The sequence below is a fragment of the Erwinia sp. JH02 genome, assembly GCF_013074405.1.
GTDB lineage: Bacteria > Pseudomonadota > Gammaproteobacteria > Enterobacterales > Enterobacteriaceae > Erwinia > Erwinia rhapontici.
Genome location: NZ_JABANZ010000001.1, coordinates 614813 through 634420, shown reverse-complemented (window position 1 = coordinate 634420; position 19608 = coordinate 614813). Strand labels below are relative to the sequence as shown.

Below are 19608 nucleotides of genomic sequence, written 5' to 3'. Positions count from 1 at the left end.
GGATGTCACATAAAACAACGCCCTGCGCGATAGCGCGCATCGTCACAGGGCGTGGAGTAAAGGGCAGCCAGGCTGCCCGGGGGGGATTACTTCAGTGATTCGCCGTGCGTTTTAATCACGTTCTGATACCAGAAGAAACTCTTCTTACGGCTGCGGGCGAGGGTGCCGTTGCCCTGATCGTCACGATCAACGTAGATGAAGCCGTAACGTTTGGAGAACTCCGCTTTTGACGCACTCACCAGGTCAATCGGGCCCCAGCAGGTGTAACCGAGCACTTCAACGCCATCGTCAATCGCTTCACGCACCTGCACAAGGTGGTCGTTCAGGTAGGCGATACGATAGTCATCATTAATGGATCCGTCGGCTTCCACGGTATCGCGTGCACCCAGACCGTTTTCCACAATAAACAGCGGCTTCTGATAACGATCGTACAGCTCGTTCATCAGATAACGCAGCCCTTCAGGGTCGATCTGCCAGCCCCACTCAGAGCTTGCCAGATGCGGGTTAGGCACCATATTGAGAATATTGGCGCGGGCTTTGTTGTTTTGCTCTTCGTTGGTGGTCACGCACCCGGTCATGTAATAGCTGAACGAGATAAAATCGATAGGTTCGCGCAGATCCTGCTTGTCCTGTTCGGTGATCTCAAGTGTGATGCCATTCTCTTTAAAGTAGCGCGTCATGTAGGCCGGGTAGTATCCACGCGTCTGCACATCACCAAAGAACAGCCAGTCGCGGTTCTGCTTCTGGGTTTCAAGCAGGTCAGCAGGCAGCGGGCTGAGGGGGTACAGCATGGCACCCAGCAGCATATTGCCGATTTTGGCATCCGGGATGATCTGGTGGCAGGCTTTCACCGCACGAGCACTGCCGACCAGTTGATGGTGGATGGCCTGATACACGGCCTGCTTATCACTCTCTTCCGGCAGGCCTACGCCAGTGAAAGGCGCATGCAACGACATATTAATTTCGTTGAAAGTCAGCCAGTGCTTGACCTTATCTTTATAGCGAGCGAACACCGTTTCGGCATAGTTCACGAAGCAGTCGATGGTTTTACGGTTGCCCCAGCCGCCATACTTTTTAATTAAACCGTAAGGCATTTCATAATGGGAAAGGGTGACCAGCGGGGCGATATTGTATTTCGCCATCTCGTCGAACAGACGATCGTAGAACGCCAGGCCTGCTTCGTTCGGCTGTGTTTCATCCCCTTCCGGGAAGATGCGCGTCCAGGCAATTGAGGTACGCAGAACCGTAAAGCCCATTTCGGCAAACAGCTTAATGTCTTCCGGGTAGCGGTGATAGAAATCAATGGCCACATCCTTGATACCAAAATCACCTTCCTGACGTTCCACGCGCTCACCAAAAATGCCGTGTGGCTGTAAATCCGAGGTGGAAATGCCTTTACCCTCGGTCTGCCATGCGCCTTCGACCTGGTTTGCGGCAACGGCACCGCCCCAGAGGAAATGTTGTGGGAAACGTTGTGTCATGTTGATCTCCTTATGAAAGATTATTTAATCAGCGTCAGCAGTGGCTCACCTGCGGCCACCTCGCGTTGCTGGCTGGCAGCCAGCACGTCGATATAGTCATCGCTGTTACTGATTAGCACCGGAGTGGTGAGGTCATATCCCGCCGCACGAATCGCCGGGATATCGAATTCCAGCAGCAGGTCACCGACACGTACTTTGTCGTCCTGGCTGACATGAGCAGTAAAATGCAGTCCATCAAGTTTTACGGTATCAATGCCCACGTGGATCAGCACTTCTGAACCGTCTTCTGCTTCCAGGCCAATAGCGTGGCGGGTGCGGAACAGCGAGGCAACGGTGCCGTTAACCGGCGAGACTACCCGGCCAACACTGGGCTGAATACCGATGCCTTTCCCCAGCAGACCGCTGGCAAAGGTCTCATCCGGCACCTGGTCCAGCGCAACGACAGCACCGCTCATTGGGCTGACCAGCGTCTCTTTATGCAGCAGGTCAGGATTGACGACCGCCATCGGGGCAGCGGGTGCCGCTTCTTCTTTTGCTGCTGCTTTCACCGCAGGCAGACCGAACAGCGAAGTGGTTATGGCGGCAAAAATAAAGGCAATCAACGCCCCGGCAATCGCGGCAACCACGCTGGCATCAAAGCCAGTTTTTGGTACCACCTGGCTGAAGGTAAATACTGACGGTAAACCAAAGGAGTAGCTGGTGGTGTGATAGAAACCGAGCACCGCAGCACCCAGTGCACCGCCAATACAACCGAAGATAAACGGACGGCGGTTCGGCAGCGTGACGCCGTAGACCGCAGGCTCAGTGATACCAAACAGGCTGGCACTGAAGGCCGACGCAGCAATCCCTTTGAGTTTTACGTCACGGGTACGCAGCAGCACGCCCAGCGTTGCCCCGGCCTGGCCGAGAACGGCAGGCATCAGCAGCGGGAGCAGGGTGTCCGCGCCATGTACCGCGAGGTTGTTCAGCATGATAGGGACAAGGCCCCAGTGCAGACCGAAGATCACGCAGACCTGCCAGAATGCGCCCATAAAGGCACCTGCAAAGGTCGGGCTGAAGCTGTAGGCATGAAGGTAGCCCGCTGCCAGCAGTTCACTGACCCAGGTGGCGACCGGGCCAATCAGCATAAAGGTGACCGGAACCACAATGGCCAGACAGATCAGCGGGGTGGTGAAGTTACGAACCGCGCCCGGCAGGCGGTTGTGCACCGCGCGCTCAATCAGGCAGGAGAACCAGGCCGCGAAGATAATCGGGATCACGGATGAGCTGTAGTTAATCAGGATCATCGGAATGCCGAAGAAGTGCAGCGGCGGGCTACCCGCCTGTGAAGCCGTAAAGGCCGCCATCATCATCGGGTGGACCAACGCCGCACCGATAATCATTGTCGTAAAGGCGTTACCGCCAAATTTTTTGCCCGCACTGAAGCCCAGCAAAATCGGCAGGAAGTAGAAGACGGCATCACCGGCCGCAGAGAGCGTAATGTAGGTGCCGGTGGTTTCCGTGGTCAGGCCGCAGGCCAGCGCCAGAGAGAGCAATCCCTTAAGAATACCGGAGGCGGCCATGATGCCGACAAACGGGGTGAAAATACCGGAAACAATGTCAATAAAGCGGGCAAACAACGAACCTTTATCCTCGTCCGCGTTATTGCTGCTGTCGTCTGCCAATCCCGCTGTGGTGAGCAGGTCCTGATAGACCTCGCTGACGTGGTTACCAATCACCACCTGATACTGACCCCCGCTTTCCACCACCATAATCACGCCAGCGTTGGCCTTCAGCGTTGCGGTGTCGGCTTTACGACTGTCTTTAAGTTTGAAACGCAGACGCGTAGCGCAATGCATCACCGAATTGATGTTCTCTTTGCCGCCTACACCTTGCAGGATCTCTTCTGATAAAACCTGGTACTTCATCTTATGCTCCTGGTTTCGACATCTGTAACCTTCATATTTCACGGTGCAGGTGTGTTGGCTGCCTTCCTGCACCTTGAATTATGTTGGGTCTATGTTTTCGGGCCGTTGCTGAATTCAGGCCAAAAAAAAACCTAAACTGCTTCAACATCGCCGAACGGGCGTGAAAAGCAGTTTAGGTTTTGCCTGAAAATCAGTAGCAATCCTGTTTTTGTTGCAGCGATATTTCCTTACTCGCTGCGGGTTAGCAATAGGCAGGGGGTAGAATAAGTGGTTTTCGTGACCGGGATCGACTTTTATCCCGCGCTTTGTTTGCAGATTGTCACGATTTTTAACGTTCAGGAAGTGGGTCAGATTAGGCAACCGCTTCAGCACAGGCTAGACTGTATCGCATTGATTCTGTTGAGGGCGACGCAAACGTGGATGTTATTGCTGGTAAATCATTGCAGGTGTCTGACGCGATTATTTCCTGTCAGTTAGATGGAAAGGGCGGGTTAATCCCGATCGACGACAGCGATGTGCTGACGTGTGACAAGCCGTGCTGGCTGCACCTGAATTATACCCACCGTGAGAGCGCAGACTGGCTGGTGTCGACCCCGCTGCTGCCTGACGCGGTTCGTGATGCGCTGGGCGGCGACAGTATGCGTCCACGCGTTAACCGGCTGGGTGATGGCACCATGATCACCCTGCGTAGCATCAATCTCAACAGCGAATCACGCCCGGAACAACTGGTAGTGATCCGCGTTTTTATCAACGAGAAGCTGATTGTTTCAACCCGGCAGCGCAAAGTCTTTGCCATCGATGAAGTACTGACCGACCTGAAAAATGGCAATGGCCCGGTGGACGGTGGCAGCTGGCTGGTGGATGTCTGCGATGCGCTTACCGATCACACCAGCGAGTTTATTGAAGAGTTGCACGATAAGATCATCGACCTGGAAGATGCGGTGGTTGATCAACAGGTGCCGCCACGCGGTGAGCTGGCATTGATTCGTAAGCAACTGATTATCATGCGGCGCTACATGGCACCGCAGCGCGATGTCTTTTCACGTATTGCCAGTGAACGTCTTCCCTGGATGAGCGATGACGATCGTCGTCGTATGCAGGATATTTCTGACCGCTTAGGGCGGGGGCTGGACGACCTTGATGCCAGCGTGGCACGTACTGGCGTGCTGGCGGATGAGATCAGCACGGTGATGGCAGAAGCGATGAACCGCCGCACTTATACCATGTCGCTGCTGGCAATGGTTTTCCTGCCGACGACCTTCCTGACGGGGTTGTTTGGCGTCAATCTGGGTGGGATACCGGGGGGGGAATGGCATTATGGTTTTGCGACCTTCTGCCTGCTGTTGATGCTTCTGGTTATCGGGGTTGCCTGGTGGTTACGGAAACGTAAATGGTTGTGATAAATGATAATTATTGCGGAAGAGACGCAACAAACGGCCCGAAAGCTGATCGACATCAATAAATCCCCCCGTGGTTCAGGGCAAACTCTTTCCCGCAGGTGAATGCAACGTCAAGCGATGGGCGTTGCGCTCCATATTGTCTTACTTCCTTTTTTGAATTAATGCATAGCACATTTGATTCGTACGACGCCGGCTATCCGCCGGCTTTTTTTTTGCGCGTTTGCCAGCGCGGTCAGATGTCCTACGCTTAAGGTTCATGCAATGTTTGAGGAGGAAGGTATGCCTGTTGACCGTATTATGGCGATTCGCTCATCTGAACCACTCAGCGACCCGGCGCCCGTTCCTGGTCCCATTCCCACACCACAGCCGTTACCCGATCCACCGCCGATTGACCCCGACCCGATTATTGATCCGCCACCGCATGTGCATCTTCAATAAAATCTCTGGTCAGGAAAAATTGATGGCAGGGCCCTGGGAAACTTCCGTATAATATCCCTTTAAAGAGTCAGCTGATATACATCGCTATAAAGCTCCCAGGGCCCAGAGAAGTATTTATGAATCAAGTGGATGTAAGAAAAGAAACCCTGGAGATTAATAAACTCCAGAAACGCCTCAGAAGAAATGTTGGCACTGCCATTACCGATTACAACATGATTGAAGACAACGATGTGGTAATGGTCTGCATGAGCGGGGGCAAAGATTCATTCGCCATGCTGGATATTCTTCTCGGCCTGCAAAAGGTGGCACCGATCAAATTTGAGATTATTGCCGTCAATCTGGACCAGAAGCAGCCAGGGTTTCCTGAACACATTCTGCCCGCCTATCTCGATAGCTTAAATATCCCTTATTACATTGTGGATAAAGACACTTATTCAGTGGTTAAAGAGAAAGTCCCGGAAGGAAAAACGACCTGTGGCTTATGTTCGCGCCTGCGTCGCGGCACGCTTTATTCCTTTGCCGAGAAGATTGGCGCAACGAAAATCGCGCTGGGCCACCATATGGATGACATCGTTGAGACGTTGTTCCTTAATATGTTCCATGGTGCAAAAATGAAGGCGATGCCCCCTAAGCTGCGTTCTGATGACGGGCGTAACGTGGTTATCAGGCCGTTGACGTACTGCCGGGAAAAAGATCTGATCGCCTGGGCAGAATATAAAGCATTCCCGATCATCCCCTGTAATCTGTGCGGTTCGCAGGAAAATCTCCAGCGTCAGGCCATCAAGGCGATGCTGATGGAGTGGGATAAAAAGACGCCGGGCCGTGTCGACAGCGTTTTCAAGTCCATCCAGAATATCAGTCCAAGCCAGTTAGCGGACAAGAACCTGTTCGATTTTGAGGCGTTACCTCTGGATCGTAGCGGTGACAGAGCGGAATATGCCTTTACCGAGGCCACCGTTTCGTCAACCAACATTGATAAATCGCTCTATATTGACGTTGCCAATCTCTGATTCTGACACAGGCAACACCTGCCTGCGCCGATGCCCCTGACATGACTTAGGAAGAGTGAAAGATGGGGCGTCATCAACTACGCTTAGTGTAAACAAGCGAGAGGAGGGCGTAATGTCGAAAGAAAAACCAAAACCCGATCAACATCCGGCCAAAGATAATCCTAACGAGCATGGTGAGATCCCACGTACACGCGACGACAGTGATGATGACAAAAAAGATCCTTATCAAGATCAATAGCCTGGTTCGACTGTCGCCCCGTTATCAGGGGCGGCAGATAGCCTCACATCACTAAGAATATTCTGGATTTCCTAAAGCCCCTTAAGTTTTCGCTTTTCCCGCCGTTAATTCCTTCAGTACTTACATCAAATTTTTATTGCTCATTTTCCCCCCTGTTTTGCTCAGGGCCGGTTCCTGGCGCGGGTATCCTCATAATAAACAGGCGACACCCGGGGCCTGGCTTGACTATAATGACCACCGAGAATTTCGGATTAATCCCACCTTTTACATGCGTGGTGGCGTTAAGATCGAAAGTAAGGAGAAGGACTATCTATGAAATGGACCCGGAGAAATACCTGGATTGCGATGGTGGCGGCCTGCCTGATTTTCTGGCTGTTAATCGCGTTGGTTTTATCTTAGTCAGATGACACAACACACAGCGCTGCGTGGCACTATCGCCAGCGCTTTTCTCCCCGCCCCGGGTGGTTTTCTGCTACACTCAGCGCCAATAATCCTGTCCGTTTTACCAGAGAACTCTTCCGTGACTGCTTTTTCTACCCTGACACAACTCCCTGCCAGCCAGATCGAAAACCTGAATGAACTCGGCTACCTTGACATGACGCCGGTTCAGGCGGAATCGCTGCCTGCTATTCTTGAAGGGCGGGATGTTCGCGCTCAGGCAAAAACGGGCAGTGGCAAAACAGCTGCTTTTGGTCTGGGTGTGATGCATCGCGTGGATGCCAGCCAGTACGTTACCCAGGCGCTGGTGCTGTGCCCAACGCGCGAGCTGGCAGACCAGGTTGCCAAAGAACTGCGCCGTCTGGCGCGTTTCACCGCCAACATTAAAATTCTCACCCTGTGTGGCGGGCAACCGCTGAGCGCACAGCGTGATTCACTGGTGCATGCGCCGCAAATCGTGGTGGGCACGCCGGGCCGTATTCTTGATCATCTGAAACGCGAAACCCTGAAGCTGGACGGGATCAATACGCTGGTGCTGGATGAAGCAGACCGTATGCTGGAGATGGGTTTCCGCGAAGACATCGACAGTATTATTCGCCACTGTCCACCAACGCGTCAGACGCTGCTGTTCTCGGCCACCTGGCCGCAGGGCATCGCTCAGATCAGCCAAAGTATTCAGCGTGACCCGCTGACGGTGGAAACGGGCGATGTGTCCGATCTGCCGAAGATTGAACAGACATTCTACGAAGCTGGTCCACGTGAGAAACTGACGGCGCTGATTGGCCTGCTCAGCGAGCGCCAGCCGTCATCCTGCGTGGTGTTCTGCAACACCAAACGTGAATGCGATGACATTGCCTATGCGCTGACAGCCGGTAACATCAGTGCGCTGGCATTGCATGGTGATCTTGAGCAGCGTGACCGTGACCAGGTGCTGATTCGTTTCGCGAACGGCAGCTGCCGTGTGCTGGTGGCGACCGATGTTGCCGCCCGTGGTCTGGATATCAAATCGCTGGCGATGGTGGTTAACTATCAGCTGTCGTTTGATCCTGAAGTCCATGTTCACCGCATCGGCCGTACGGCCCGAGCCGGAGAGGAGGGCTGTGCTGTCAGCTTCGTGGCGCAGGATGAGATGATCCGTGCGCATGCGCTGGAAGATTATCTGCAACAGAAACTGGCCTGGCGCAATGTGTCCGAGCTGAAATCTGTTGCCGCGAAGCCATTACCGGCAGAGATGGTAACCGTGAGCCTGGACGGCGGGCGTAAAGCAAAGATCCGCCCGGGCGATATTCTCGGGGCATTGACGGGTGACGGTGGACTGACCGGCGATCAGGTCGGGAAAATTGATATTGGTCCAACGCAGGCGTACGTTGCTATCCGCCAGACGCAGGCGCGTCAGGTGATGGGGCAACTGAAAGACGTGAAGATCAAAGGGAAGTCGTGCCGGGCACGTTTAGTGAAATAACGATTTTTATCTCTGATGTAGGGGCTGGCCTTCTGTTTCGGTCAGCCCGCTAAAACACCCTTTAGATCTTCGTAATCACCGGGGGTTCTGCCAGCAGACCTTCAACGCCCGCCAGCAGCGCTTTAAAGTGGGGCTGTGTTTCATGCAGTTCGATAGCCGCCGCGCTTTTCCAGGTTTCGTGGAACAGGAACAGATCGCTGTTCTCGACGCTGCGATACAGATCGTAATGTACGTTTCCTTCCTCAAGACGGCTCGGCGCCACACAGCGGTTCAGCACTTCATACAGCGCATTGCCTTTCCCTGTCGCAGCAGCAAAAGTAGCAACGATCAAAATCGGTGTATCAGACATCTGTCTCTCCTTTAGAAACGTCAAACGACGGCGTTGATAACGGAATGCCATCCCGCCGCCAGAATTTAACAGCCTGTAAGCCTGGCATGATTACACCCATTTGACATGATCTTTTCAGGCTTCATTGCATTTCACCCGACTCGACAATAAATTAAGACGTTGTGCTATTGATATTTCCAGTGGAATGATTTTGTAAGAATCCGTGACAGCTATCGACCTGATGCGCAACGTAGCTTATGCTGGCAAACGCATTCCAGCCTACATCCCGGAGCCTGACCTCATGAAAGCAGCGACATTTTTGCTGGCGGCAGCCACGTTATTCCTGTCAGCCTGTAGTAGCGACAGTGATAATGAGCCACCGCAACAGGCCACGGCAGCCCATGTCCCGGCCCGGGTAGTGATGGCCGACATGGCTGAAAGCGCCTGTTCCAACGCGGGAGGCACGCTGGCGTTATCGCGTCAGCTGGACGGCAGCTCAGTAGGTATGTGCCAGATGGCCAATGGCCGTCGCTGTGGTGAAAGTGCGTTGATGAATGGAAGCTGTGCACGCTAAGTCAGCCGTGTGTTTCCACTACCCTCGTCAGTTTACATGCATGCAGTTGATGAACCCGAGAGTCAGGGTTTAGCGGCCTGAAACTGACGATGTTGTTTTTTACCCCTGTAACTTCTGACCTTGCACCGCCTCCTGGCCCCATCTTGCCGTAACGCCCCCTCTGCCGATCACAATAATTCCTCATAGCTTAACTGTGCATTTGCCCGCGTCGCAGGTAGAATGCATGCCGTTTATCGTTTGCGCCATGCGGTGCTCCACTCAAAGAGGGTAAATCCATGCTTTCACCTCAGGTTACCGGTTCACCGATTGTGGTGGCGTTAGATTATGCGGACCGCAATCGCGCTCTGGCGTTTATCGATCAGATTGAACCGGGCAGTTGTCGCCTTAAAGTCGGCAAAGAGATGTTTACCCTGTTTGGCCCACAGTGGGTGCGCGATCTGCAACAGCGCGGATTTGACGTTTTCCTCGACCTGAAATTCCATGATATCCCTAATACAACTGCCCATGCGGTGGCGGCGGCGGCTGACCTCGGCGTATGGATGGTGAATGTCCATGCCAGCGGCGGTGCGCGGATGATGAGCGCTGCGCGTGAAGCGTTGCTGCCATTTGGTAACGATGCGCCTCTGCTGATTGCGGTCACGGTGCTGACCAGCATGGATGCCGATGATTTACGCGGCCTGGGGATTGAACTCTCCCCGGCAGAGCAGGCCGAGCGTCTGGCGCGTCTGACACATCAGTGTGGTCTGGACGGAGTGGTCTGTTCCGCGCAGGAAGCCCGTCATTTCAAGCAGGCGATAGGCCAGGACTTCCGTCTGGTGACACCGGGGATTCGCCCGGCAGGCAGCGATGTTGGCGATCAGCGCCGCATCATGACGCCACAGGAAGCGAAGCAAGCCGGGGTGGATTATATGGTGATCGGGCGTCCGATTACCCAATCAGCCGATCCGGCGGCAACGCTGCGTGACATCCTTCATTCCCTGCAAGAGGCATAATCATGGCCGATGACAACAGCCGCCTGGTCTATTCCACTGAAACCGGGCGCATTGATGAGCCCAAAACGACTGTGCAACGTCCGAAAGGTGATGGCATTGTTCGCATTCAGCGGCAGACCAGCGGGCGTAAAGGCAAAGGGGTTTGTCTGATTAGCGGTATCGATCTGGATGATGCCGGACTGAACAAGCTGACGGCCGAACTGAAGAAAAAATGTGGCTGCGGCGGGGCGTTAAAAGACGGGGTGATTGAGATTCAGGGCGATAAACGCGACCTGTTAAAAACCCTGCTCGAAGCGAAAGGCTTTAAGGTCAAACTGGCCGGAGGCTGAGCAATAACAGGGGCCTGAACAACGTCAGGCCCCCAACAAGCTGCTTTTTATTTGTCGATCTGATGTCCGATGATCCCGCCAACTGCGGCGCCACCCACGGTGCCTAAACCACTTCCATTTGTCAGAATAGAACCGCCAATTGCGCCAGCACCTGCGCCGATGGCCGTGTTTCGATCGCGTTTAGACCAGTTTGAGCAAGCGCTCAGAGAAAGAACTAAGGTTGCGGCCAGCACGGCGGCGGTGATGCGTTTTGCAGTGATAGACATAATGACTCTCCTTAAAGAACAGCGACGAGATACCTCTACAGTATAGAGGACGCTCTGTAATCCCGACCCGATTCCATCGTTTTTTCAAGTGACTTCTGTCACTGAACAGGCAAAAAGCAGTATAAAAAATCGCCTTCAGGATTTAGGGCTGAATCCGGGGTCGGCAACGGTACATCTGGATGGTTAGACATCTTACTATCACCCAGGTTAATTTCTGTGAACTATTTTGAATTATTACCGGATATCTTAACAGGTAAAAACTCTTAATTTCCCTTGTGTCTTAAGCGAGTGTGATCACTCAAAACCACGGGAACAGTCGGATTCTGCCGTTGATACAGCAGATGCCTCCATACCCCGATCATCAAGTGGCGCTGACAATAAATCAGCAGCCATAACGGGGACAACAACATGCTGGAACAACTGAAGCAGCAAGTACTGGAAGCAAATCTGGCGTTACCGCGCTACGGACTGGTGACGTTCACCTGGGGAAACGTCAGTGCTATCGATCGCCAGCAGGGGCTGATGGTGATAAAGCCTTCAGGTGTCAGTTATGACGACATGAAGCGGGACGACATGGTCGTCGTGGCGCTGGCGTCCGGGGAAGTGATAGAAGGGGACAAACGTCCGTCATCGGATACGGACACTCACCGTGCACTCTATCTTGCCTGGCCTGATATTGGCGGCATCGTCCATACTCACTCGCGCCATGCCACCATCTGGGCGCAGGCAGGAAAAGATATTCCCGCCTGGGGCACAACGCACGCGGATGATTTCTATGGTGCCATTCCCTGCACGCGCCAGATGCGCGATGAGGAGATCCTTGAACGCTACGAGTGGCAAACCGGGCAGGTAATCATTGAAACGCTGCAACAGCGCAATATTGACCCACTGGCGATCCCAGCCGTGCTGGTGAACTCGCACGGGCCGTTTGCGTGGGGCCGCAGCGCGGAGGATGCGGTCCACAGTGCCGTTGTACTGGAAGAGGTGGCTTACATGGGTATTTTCAGTCAGCAATTGACGCCGCAGCTGCCGGCAGTGCAGCAGGTATTACTGGATAAACACTATCTGCGAAAACATGGCAAAAATGCCTATTACGGGCAGAAATAGCCGCTAACATCATCAGCTGGCGTCGGGTTATCACGGCGCCAAGTTAAGATTATCCTTACCTATTGTTCGACCACGCTTGAGTATTTTATCCTTATCCTGCCGCAAGTCTCTCCTGTTATCCCGTCAATTCAGCGGTTCTGATTGCATTTCGTCGTGCACATATGGCGTGAGGAATTTCTTTATTTTATCTTAAAAATCAAACACCCATTTAGCATGATGACACTCTGGATTAGGCTGGAGCTGCGAAGAACGCATAATGAAACAGAGGATAATGCTATGACCGTTATAAATCAGACTACTTGCCGCTTGTTCAACGAAGCTGGACAAATGACGCAGCTCTCTGCCTACTATGAAGAAGAACGTCGCACCATGTGGATGATGCTGCGCGCCCAACCTCGCCCAAGTTTTAATCATCAGCTGATCGAGGAGATCATGAACCTCAGCTACGCTGCTCAGCGTTCCGGTTTGAAGATTGATTTTTGGGTCACGGGTTCGCTGGTACCGACCATGTTTAATGCCGGCGGCGATCTGCGTTTCTTTGTCGAAACGATTAAAAATGGCCGCCGCGAAGCCCTGCGTGCCTATGCCCGTGCCTGCGTGGACTGCATTCATGCGGCAGCGCGTGGCTTCGACACGGGTGCTGTTACCATCGCGATGGTGGAAGGGAGCGCGCTGGGCGGTGGATTTGAAGCCGCGCTGGCGCATCACTTCATCCTGGCACAAAATACCGCCCGTATGGGGTTCCCGGAAATTGCCTTTAACCTGTTCCCTGGCATGGGCGGTTACTCACTGGTGGCACGCCGTTCCGGCATGAAACTGGCCGAAGAGTTGATCTGTGAAGGGGAGTCGCATACTGCAGAATGGTTTGAAACGCGCGGCCTGGTGGATCGCCTGTTCCAGCCGGGAGAGGGCTATCGCTGCACGCGTACGTTTATTGATACGCTGCAACCGAAGCTGAACGGTGTCAGAGCGATGCTGAAAGCCCGTCAGCGGGTGCTTCAGCTGACGCGTGCAGAACTGATGGATATTACGGAAGACTGGGTTGATTTTGCCTTTACTATGGAGCCGAAAGATATCGCCTATATGGAGCGTTTAGTCCAGTTGCAAAACCGCCACAGTGCGCAGTCATTGCTGAAAGCGGGCTAATTTATCGTTCTCAGGAAGCCGTAATGGCATGATGCCGCGTAAGCCAGTGCTCGAGTTCTTCAGCGGGCATTGGCTTCGCATACAGGAACCCCTGACGGGTATCCACACCGTTCGCCATCACAAACTCCGCTTCTTCTTCCGTCTCAATTCCTTCCGCGATCACCTGCAAGTTCAGCGCCTTAGCAACGGCAACAATCGCCCTGACCAGTGACTGAGAGACTACCTGCTGGTTTACGCCACGGATAAAGCTCTGGTCGAGCTTAATCGCATCAATCGGCACGCGTGCCAGCTGTGACAACGACGAGTAACCCGTACCGAAATCATCCAGATGCACGGCGGCACCCAGTTTCTGAAACTGTTTCATTAATGCCAGCGCCTGCTCCTCATTCTCAATCAGGCAGCTTTCGGTCAGCTCAATATCAATCGGGCAGACCTCCAGTCCGGCTTGATCCAGGGCGAGTTTCAGGTCGGTATAGATACTTTGGTCAATCAGCTGACGCGGCGACACATTTACCGCCACCCGCAGGTCAATGCCCTGTTTGCGCCAGCGCAGGATTTGCTCCAGCACGCTCAGCATCACCCAGCGACCGAGTGGGATAATCAATCCTGACTCTTCGGCATAGGCAATAAAACTGTCCGGCGGCACCAGCCCACGCTCTGGGGACATCCACCGCACCAGCGCTTCCACACTGGTGACCGTGCCATCGGCATTCACTTTCGGCTGATAGTGGAGCACCAGCTGATGATGTTCCAGCGCCTTGCGCAGGTTGGTGTCGAGCCAGAGATATTCAAACACCCGCTGATTCATTTCCGCTGAGAAAATGCAGAATTTACCGCGTCCGTTCTCTTTCGCTGTGTACATCGCCGTATCAGCATTGCGGATCAGGCTTTCACGATCTTCGCCATGCTGCGGAGCAAGGGCAATGCCCACGGAGCATCCGGAGTAAACCTCAATCAGCCCGATACGGAACGGCTGCTTCAGGCGCTCAAGAATACGCGACGACATCGCTTCTAATGCGGCCTGGCTGGTGTCTTCGGCCAGCACAATAAACTCATCGCCACCCAGGCGCGCCAGCGTCTGATCTTTATCAAGGCAGCTCAAAATCGCCAGAGAAACCGCCTGTAACAGCTGGTCGCCGAACATGTGCCCGTAGGCATCATTCACTTTTTTGAAATTGTCGAGATCAAGGTAGACCACGCCAATCTGCTGGTTAGCACGTTTTTCCAGTGCTTCAGTGATTTCGTGATTGATGGCATTGCGATTCGGCAGGCCGGTAATGGTATCGGTATTGGCCAGCACGCGCAGACGCTCCTGGGCTCGGCGCTCTTCGGTAATATCCGTGCCGGAGCAAATCAGGTAGATCTCATTTTTTCCGCTGCCGCTATGGACGAATTTATTGCGGAACAGGAACAAACGCTGACCTTTCTTCGTCTTGATCCAACGCTCGACTTCATAGGAGCTGCCTTCACGGAAAAACATGCTGATATTACGCCGTGAGGCCGCCGCTTCCTGGCGTGACATAAACAGCTGAAACACATTACGGCCGATCACTTCTTGTTCTTTGAGGCCGGTGTACTCTTCACTCAGGCGGTTAAAGCGCTGGATATGACCTTGCTGATCGACGATGACAATGACGGAATTGGCTTCAGATACCACCTGTTCTGCAAATGACAGACCCAGCACCAGATCGCGCGCGACCGAGGAAGTGTCTCCCCATGCTGACGCGGTCCCCGCCCAGGCAATCTGGGAGACTTTCCTGCCGACCAGATGCATGGAAAGTGCATTACCGTACAACGTGATGGTGAGATTCACGCTGGTGGTGATCACCGTCATGCTGCGCAACAGGCTGGCTTGCGGGGGAGTGAGCGGGACGGCAATGTTGGTTTCGCCCCCTTCGTCTTCGGCAAAATGCAGCGCATCGCTGTCGGAGGATAAACGCCAATGAGGGCTGCTGGTGCCAAAATATGCATACAGTAGCGTCTGCCCTTGTTCATCGGTCATTTTTATCTCCCTTGGTGCTACTTTGCAGGTGGTATCTTCTTATTTTAGCAACAGTATTCGGCAAGCAGCAGAATCACAAGCTACGAAGACAATATATTTTTTTGGTGAGAATTGATATGCAGCATAAAATCCCCCGACATGGCGGTCGGGGGAGCATATTAGCAGGATAATTTGACTAAGGTGACCCCTTTGTCGGGAAAATATCCTTCAAGATAGTTGCGTTTAAAACCCTTTACTGTCAGCCGCTTACTCATCAGATATTGACTTTTTCATCGCGCAGTACGACCGGACTTTCACGAACGGTAGGTAGATCGCTGTGCAATGCGCGTCGGATGGCAAAGCATGCCGCCACCAGCATAGTGATGGCCACCAGCATAAAGAAGGCACACAGCCCGGCATTGATCTGGTTACTGATCACGATAGTCTGCATATCCGCCACGGTTTTCGCCGGGGCAATAACGATCCCCTGGTCGATACCCTTGCTGAACTTTTTCGCCTGGGCCAGGAACCCAATGGCGGGTTTTTCATGGAAAATCTTCTGCCATCCTGCCGTCATTGAGGTAATAAATAACCAGATGGTGGGCACAATCGTGACCCAGGCGTAACGTTGCTTCTTCATTTTAAACAGCACCACGGTGCCGAGGATCAGCGCCATGGACGCCAGCATCTGGTTACCGATACCAAACAGCGGCCAGAGCGTATTAATGCCGCCAAGCGGATCGATGACGCCCTGATAGACGAAGAACCCCCAGCCTGCAACGGCCACCGCGGTGCCGATAATATTGCCTACCCAGGAACGATTATTCGCCAGCGAAGGCACCACCGTACCTGCCAGGTCCTGCACCATAAAACGACAGGCGCGCGTACCGGCATCGACGGCGGTCAGGATAAACAGCGCTTCAAACAGAATGGCAAAGTGATACCAGAAGGCCATCATCGCCCGACTGTTAAAGACCTCGGTAATGATATGCGCCATGCCCACCGCAAAGGTGGGTGCGCCACCTGCGCGCGATAGCACTGACATCTCTCCGACATCACGGGCGATGGCGGTTAACACCTCCGGTGTAACAACAAACCCCCAGCTGTTGATCGCCTGACTGGCACTTTCGACGGTGGTGCCAATCAGCGCCGCCGGGGCGTTCATCGCAAAGTAGACACCGGGGTCGATCACCGAGGCACAGATCAACGCCATGATGGCGACGAAAGACTCCATCAGCATGGCGCCGTAGCCGATCATGCGGATGTGGCTTTCTCGCTCCACCAGCTTCGGCGTGGTGCCGCTGGAGACCAGCGCATGGAACCCAGAGATTGCCCCACAGGCGATAGTGATAAACAGGAACGGGAACAGTCCCCCTGAGAACACCGGGCCGCTACCATCGATGAATTTGGTCACTGCCGGCATTTTCATCTCCGGCATGGCAAAAACGATGCCAACGGCCAGACCGACAATCACGCCGATTTTCAGGAAGGTGGACAGATAGTCACGCGGTGCCAGCAGCAGCCAGACGGGAAGCACAGAGGCAACAAACCCGTAAATCACCAGTACCAGAGTCAGCGTGGTGCCTTTTAGCGTAAAGAAAGGCCCCCAGTATGGATGCAGAGCGATATCCCCGCCGTAGATAATCGCGGCCATCATCAGCACAAAGCCAATCAGCGACACTTCAGCGATTTTTCCTGGCCGCAGGAAGCGCATATACACGCCCATAAACAGCGCGATAGGCAAGGTGGCCGCCAGCGTAAACAGACCCCAGGGGCTGTTGGTCAACGCCTTGACCACCACCAGCGCCAGCGCCGAGAGAATAATAATCATCACCCCCAGTGCGCCCAGCATGGTGATCACCCCGGCGAAGGCGCCCAGTTCCTGTTTCGCCATTTCACCCAGTGAACGGCCATCACGGCGGGTGGAAATAAACAGGATCAGGAAGTCCTGCACGGCACCCGCCAGCATCACCCCAATCAGGATCCACAGCGTGCCGGGCAGAAAGCCCATTTGTGCCGCCAGCACCGGGCCGACGAGTGGGCCAGCCCCGGCAATGGCAGCGAAGTGGTGGCCGAACAGCACCCATTTGTTGGTGGGAACATAATCCAGACCGTCATTGTGACGCTCAGCGGGCGTCAGGCGACGGTCATCCAGTTCGAAAATACGACGGGCAATAAACAGGCTGTAAAAGCGATAAGCAATGCTGTAACAGGCGACGGCGGCCACCACCAGCCATAGCGCGTTCACGGGTTCGCCCCGGTTAAGCGCCAGCATGGCGAAAGCCACTGCACCTGCTAACGCCACCAGTAACCAGATCAATCCGGCTTTGACGTTCTTCATCACGTAACTCCTTGTCAGATCCATTAAGAAGAGGGACAAGTTAACCGTAATGTAAAAAAGTGTTAATGACAGGCGGTAAGTAAAGAAGTGTGAGGCGCAGGCGATTTTTTCGTTTTAGAAGGGGAAGGGCAATAACAGAGGAAAATACGGGATAGCCAACAGGCTATCCCGTTGAAGACAATCAGACAACCGGACGGGCAACGACGCTGCGGGTTTCCATACGCACTTCGGCGATGGTCACGTCAATCAGGTCGGTGACGCGGTAAGCCACATCGCCTTTGATCTGCACGGTGCCATTCTCGTTGCTGCACACCAGCTCATCACGCACCGCGTGGATGAACGGGGCAGGGATAAAGGCAACCGCCCCATTTTCCTGAAGACGTACACGCATACCGCCACGGGAAACATCGATCACTTCCGCGCTGAAACGCTGGTCAGTACCGACCGATTTCTGCAGGAAACGCGAGTACAACCAGTCTCCGACATCGCGCTCTGCCATACGGTTCTGACGGCGGCGTTCGCCCATCTTCACCGTGACGTCATCCGCAGGGCGGCTGGCCGCTTCCCCTTTGATGATCGCTTTCAGCAGGCGGTGGTTCACCATATCGCCATACTTACGGATCGGAGAGGTCCAGGTTGCGTAGGCATCCAGACCAAGGCCGAAGTGTGGGCCTGGTGTGGTGCTGACTTCAGCAAATGACTGGAAGCGACGAATACGGCTGTCGAGGAACTGAGTCGGCAGTGTATCCAGCTCGCGGCGCAGCGTGCGGAAACCTTCCAGCGTGGCAATGGCTGCGGGATCTGCCGTCACACCGTGGTTCGCCAGAACGGCGGCAGCCTGCTCGGCATTCACGTCGTCGAAACCAAGGTGCACGTTGTAGATACCGAAGCCCAGCTTATCGCGCAGCACGGCAGCCGCGCAGATGTTGGCCAGGATCATCGATTCTTCAACGATGCGGTTAGCAATGCGACGATGCTCGGCAATGATATCCAGCACTTCGCCTTTCTCGCCTAACAGGAAGCGGAAGTCAGGGCGGTCTTTGAACACCAGCGCATGTGTCTGACGCCATTCGCTGCGTGCCTGGCACAGACGGTGCAGCAGACGAATCTGTTGTGCGATGGCGTCGCTTTCCGGCTGCCATTCACTGGTACCGTTAGTTTCCAGCCAGTCAGAGACATTGTCGTAAGCCAGCTTGGATTTAGATTCAATCCAGGCCGCGAAGAACTGAATGTCATCTCCCGGTGTGCCGTCAGCGGCGATAGTCACGCGGCATGCCAGCACAGGACGTCGCTCATTCGGACGCAGCGAACAGATGTCATCAGACAGCTCGCGCGGCAGCATCGGAATGTTAAAACCAGGCAGGTAGTTAGTGAACGAGCGCTCAGCGGCAACCGCATCGAGTTTGCTCCCCGCGGGCACATAGGCCGTTGGGTCGGCGATCGCGATGGTCAGTTTCAGCGCGCCATCGGCGGCCTCTTCCACATACAGCGCATCGTCCATATCTTCGGTGCTGGCGCTGTCGATGGTCACGAAGGTTAGGGCAGTGAGGTCTTCACGCTCCAGTTGCTCATCCAGCATCTCTTCCGGCGTTGCCACATCCGGTGCTTCACGCTCCAGATTATGGCGAGACAGCGTCACCCACCACGGCGCCAGATGGTCATCCGCAGTGGTAATAAATTCGGTCAGTTCGGCGTAGAAACTGCGATCGCCTTTGAGCGGATGACGGCGCATCTCAGCCACTGCCCAGTCACCGGCCTGGAAGTCATGCTTCACATTACGGTCAGGACGGCACTGAATGGCGTCTCTCAGCAGCGGATGATCAGGCACAATCGACAGGCGATCGTCTTTCTTCTGAACACGGCCAACAAAACGGGTCAGGAAGGGTTCAATCAGCGTTTCAGGGTCCGCAACTTCACGATCTTTATCGGTCTGAATCACTGCGCTAACGCGGTCACCGTGCATGACTTTTTTCATAAACGGTGGCGGAATAAAGTAGCTTTTCTGTGCATCGACTTCCAGGAAGCCGAAACCTTTTTCCGTGCCTTTTACCACACCCTCAACACGCGGCGTTTGGGAGTGGAGTTTCTCTTTTAGCTGCGCGAGCAGCGGGTTATCCTGGAACATAATTTCAACGTTTTCGTGGCCTAAGAGCGGCAGACAGTTTTACGC

General features: G+C 54.2%; 17 protein-coding genes. 10 read left to right on the top strand and 7 right to left on the bottom strand.

All coding sequences use genetic code 11. The features are described 5' to 3' along the window. Positions 1-86: 86 nt before the first annotated feature. Positions 87-1481: a 6-phospho-beta-glucosidase gene (ascB, locus tag HHI26_RS02900; RefSeq protein ID WP_133845105.1), complete on the bottom strand. Its 1395-nt coding sequence runs from the start codon at positions 1479-1481 to the stop codon at positions 87-89. A gap of 20 nt (positions 1482-1501) precedes the next feature. Next, positions 1502-3388: a PTS beta-glucoside transporter subunit IIABC gene (gene bglF / locus HHI26_RS02895; protein WP_159337179.1), complete on the bottom strand. Its 1887-nt coding sequence runs from the start codon at positions 3386-3388 to the stop codon at positions 1502-1504. A gap of 416 nt (positions 3389-3804) precedes the next feature. On the opposite strand from bglF, the gene zntB reads away from it, so the two are divergent. The 5 genes from zntB (at position 3805) to dbpA (ending at position 8374) form a co-directional block, all read left to right on the top strand. Next, complete coding sequence (zntB, locus tag HHI26_RS02890) at positions 3805-4788, top strand: zinc transporter ZntB (RefSeq protein WP_159337178.1); 984 nt, start codon at positions 3805-3807, stop codon at positions 4786-4788. 261 nt (positions 4789-5049) lie between these two features. Next, positions 5050-5226 carry a hypothetical protein gene (locus tag HHI26_RS02885; protein ID WP_159337177.1) on the top strand — a complete coding sequence of 59 codons (177 nt, stop codon included), beginning with the start codon at positions 5050-5052 and terminating at the stop codon, positions 5224-5226. Between the two features lie 116 nt (positions 5227-5342). Next, the gene (gene ttcA, locus HHI26_RS02880; protein WP_133845099.1) at positions 5343-6236 is read left to right on the top strand and encodes a tRNA 2-thiocytidine(32) synthetase TtcA; all 894 of its coding nucleotides are present in this window, start codon (positions 5343-5345) and stop codon (positions 6234-6236) included. A 112-nt stretch (positions 6237-6348) separates the two neighbouring features. After that, positions 6349-6474, top strand: a complete 126-nt coding sequence (locus HHI26_RS25605) for a hypothetical protein (RefSeq protein WP_259149943.1) — start codon at positions 6349-6351, stop codon at positions 6472-6474. Positions 6475-6994: 520 nt separating this feature from the next. Then, the gene (gene dbpA, locus HHI26_RS02875) at positions 6995-8374 is read left to right on the top strand and encodes an ATP-dependent RNA helicase DbpA (RefSeq protein WP_133845097.1); all 1380 of its coding nucleotides are present in this window, start codon (positions 6995-6997) and stop codon (positions 8372-8374) included. Between the two features lie 61 nt (positions 8375-8435). On the opposite strand, the gene HHI26_RS02870 is transcribed toward dbpA, so the two are convergent. Next, positions 8436-8723: a putative quinol monooxygenase gene (locus tag HHI26_RS02870; protein WP_133845095.1), complete on the bottom strand. Its 288-nt coding sequence runs from the start codon at positions 8721-8723 to the stop codon at positions 8436-8438. A gap of 280 nt (positions 8724-9003) precedes the next feature. On the opposite strand from HHI26_RS02870, the gene HHI26_RS02865 reads away from it, so the two are divergent. The 3 genes from HHI26_RS02865 to yciH all read left to right on the top strand — a co-directional run bounded on the left by HHI26_RS02865 (position 9004) and on the right by yciH (position 10597). Continuing rightward, complete coding sequence (locus tag HHI26_RS02865) at positions 9004-9276, top strand: DUF333 domain-containing protein (RefSeq protein WP_133845093.1); 273 nt, start codon at positions 9004-9006, stop codon at positions 9274-9276. A 275-nt stretch (positions 9277-9551) separates the two neighbouring features. Beyond that, positions 9552-10268, top strand: coding sequence for an orotidine-5'-phosphate decarboxylase (gene pyrF, locus HHI26_RS02860; protein WP_159337176.1), 717 nt, complete (start codon positions 9552-9554; stop codon positions 10266-10268). 2 nt (positions 10269-10270) lie between these two features. Next, entirely contained in the window at positions 10271-10597 is a 327-nt protein-coding gene (gene yciH, locus HHI26_RS02855) for a stress response translation initiation inhibitor YciH (protein ID WP_133845089.1), read from the top strand. Between the two features lie 47 nt (positions 10598-10644). On the opposite strand, the gene osmB is transcribed toward yciH, so the two are convergent. After that, positions 10645-10863: an osmotically-inducible lipoprotein OsmB gene (gene osmB / locus HHI26_RS02850; RefSeq protein ID WP_133845087.1), complete on the bottom strand. Its 219-nt coding sequence runs from the start codon at positions 10861-10863 to the stop codon at positions 10645-10647. Between the two features lie 408 nt (positions 10864-11271). Here osmB and araD point away from each other — a divergent pair, with 408 nt between their 5' ends. Together araD and HHI26_RS02840 are read left to right on the top strand one after the other, a co-directional pair. After that, complete coding sequence (araD, locus tag HHI26_RS02845) at positions 11272-11970, top strand: L-ribulose-5-phosphate 4-epimerase (protein ID WP_159337175.1); 699 nt, start codon at positions 11272-11274, stop codon at positions 11968-11970. Positions 11971-12246: 276 nt separating this feature from the next. Beyond that, positions 12247-13116 carry a crotonase/enoyl-CoA hydratase family protein gene (locus HHI26_RS02840; protein ID WP_133845083.1) on the top strand — a complete coding sequence of 290 codons (870 nt, stop codon included), beginning with the start codon at positions 12247-12249 and terminating at the stop codon, positions 13114-13116. A gap of 10 nt (positions 13117-13126) precedes the next feature. On the opposite strand, the gene pdeR is transcribed toward HHI26_RS02840, so the two are convergent. From pdeR to HHI26_RS02825, 3 genes are all read right to left on the bottom strand, one after another. Beyond that, positions 13127-15118, bottom strand: coding sequence for a cyclic di-GMP phosphodiesterase (pdeR, locus tag HHI26_RS02835; protein ID WP_133845081.1), 1992 nt, complete (start codon positions 15116-15118; stop codon positions 13127-13129). A gap of 253 nt (positions 15119-15371) precedes the next feature. Continuing rightward, entirely contained in the window at positions 15372-17438 is a 2067-nt protein-coding gene (locus HHI26_RS02830) for a carbon starvation CstA family protein (protein WP_171148561.1), read from the bottom strand. 181 nt (positions 17439-17619) lie between these two features. Then, positions 17620-19563, bottom strand: a complete 1944-nt coding sequence (locus HHI26_RS02825; RefSeq protein WP_133845077.1) for an exoribonuclease II — start codon at positions 19561-19563, stop codon at positions 17620-17622. Between the last annotated feature and the right edge of the window lie 45 nt (positions 19564-19608).